The organism is Muriicola jejuensis, assembly GCF_010671595.1.
GTDB lineage: Bacteria > Bacteroidota > Bacteroidia > Flavobacteriales > Flavobacteriaceae > Muriicola > Muriicola jejuensis.
The window spans coordinates 1-1,824 of record NZ_JAABOP010000017.1 but is presented as its reverse complement, the minus strand read 5'-3'; the positions used below and the strand labels follow the sequence as shown (position 1 = coordinate 1,824).

Here is a 1,824-nt window from a genome sequence, read left to right as displayed (position 1 = left end):
TACAGCACACAACAACGCCTATGGTTCATCGCCCCCTTAGGTCTGGGATTATTTGCTATTTTAGAGATTAACAAAAACAATACGGAGGGCTCGGGCGTCCAGGCGCCAAACCATAGCCGGAACCGTTACCTACCATAGCGTTTATTTTCAAGTCAAAACTCCAAGTCTTTTTGCACAGCCAAGGTCGGTCCATGACCAAAGTTCCTTCTTTTGCTATGCTCTTTACTCGGAGGTTTTTCTGGGAAGGGCCTGTGGAGATCTGGGAACTCTCAAGGGGTCTGGGCGGTGCTAGCTACGTTAGGTAACAACGGCTATAGTTTAGCGCCGGCCGGGGTCGGGTTTTTTTGCTATTTTAGGTCAGATAAATAACAAATCCGGAAAGATGGCGCCCTCAGGCGCCAAACCATAGCCGGAACCGTTGTAAACTATTTAATGACCCAACATTATATTTCGAAATCCTTCCGCCTTAGTATCATAAATTTTGGATTTTTTGTAATTTCTTATATCGCCGGGTTTTTAATCGAAGGCTCGCCCAATTATGGAGATAATAGTGCTCTGTTTGTGGGGATTCCTCTACTAATTGCTGGAATATTAGCATTCGTAGGTCTGGTTCAACTGATTAAGGGGAGAAATGAAAAAAAGAACTATAAGTTTTACCTCGCCCTTATTGTACATGGATTAATAGGGATACTTTGGGTATATGCATTCTCTGTAACGTTGATGGATTTTAGTCGATTATTTTAAACAGTTTACAACAACGGCTATGGTTCATCGCCCTCAGAGGTCTGGGATTATTTGCTATTTTAGGGATTAACAAAACAAGACGGAAGGCTGGCGCCTCCAGGCGCCAAACCATAGCCGAGAACGTTGGCGGTAATTAAATTAATGAATAGAACACTGAAGAACATTTTAATTACCCTTGCCATAATTGGTGGAGTAATTATTGTTTTCAAAGCCATTGCCACTTCTATCTCCGAAGGCTTGAGCTCTGCAGCAGACACTTTGGGTGACGCTTATGGGACAAAGTGCGAAGAAACTCAATCTTGGATTATAAGAGACTTTAAAGTGCAGGAATATGAATGTATTGGTTTTGCTGGTCCTCATTTTTACCGTTGTGATGTATACAATAATGACGAACTGATCGCTGAAAATGTTTATAGAGATGATTCTTGTAAAGTCCATTTTCAGGCTAAAGAAGATCTATTCGTAAAAATTAATGTTTGTGATAAAAGTGTTGAGCAACTAAAACCATCAAACAAATTAGTACTGAACTCAATAGAGCTTGATTCCGTTATCCTCTACTCAAAAAAGCTTAATACAAGTAAAAAAATCAAAGATGTTCATTACAGAAAGATTATTGAGGATTGGACAAAAAGTAACGTTCTAGATTATCGTGATAAACCATTTGATTCAATATTTCATCCTAGCTATCATTATAAAGTAAGATTCTACGCTAATGGCAAGTCGGCAGATTTATTAACATTTAATCATTTAGTTGCTGATCACACAAAGTGGGTATATGAGATTTCCAACTATCCAGACACGCTGTATTTTAAAAACATTTGGAACAAAAATTAACTACCGCCAACAACGGCTATGGTTCATCGCCCTCAGGGGTCTGGGAATATTTGCTATTTTAGTGATTAACAAAAACAATACGGAAGGCTGGCGCCTCCAGGCGCCAAACCATAGCCGAGACCGTTCTGATGTAATAAGTAGTACGGAGCGGAATCCCAAACGATCCAGTGAAAACCGAATGGGGATATGCCCTGGCCTCTGAAGCAGTATGCACTTGCTAAGGACTGGGCTTTTGGCTGGCGCAGC

Annotated in this window: 1 protein-coding gene; it reads left to right on the top strand. The window is 40.7% G+C overall.

The window, feature by feature from the left end:
- Nucleotides 1-885 precede the first annotated feature (885 nt).
- The gene (locus GWK09_RS14840; protein ID WP_163694253.1) at nt 886-1,578 is read left to right on the top strand and encodes a hypothetical protein; all 693 of its coding nucleotides are present in this window, start codon (nt 886-888) and stop codon (nt 1,576-1,578) included.
- The last annotated feature ends 246 nt before the right edge of the window (nt 1,579-1,824 follow it).

What these genes read in the sequence shown, in the direction of transcription:
- GWK09_RS14840 (WP_163694253.1), top strand. Translation starts at nt 886, where the DNA reads ATGAATAGAACACTGAAGAACATTTTAATTACCCTTGCCATAATTGGT.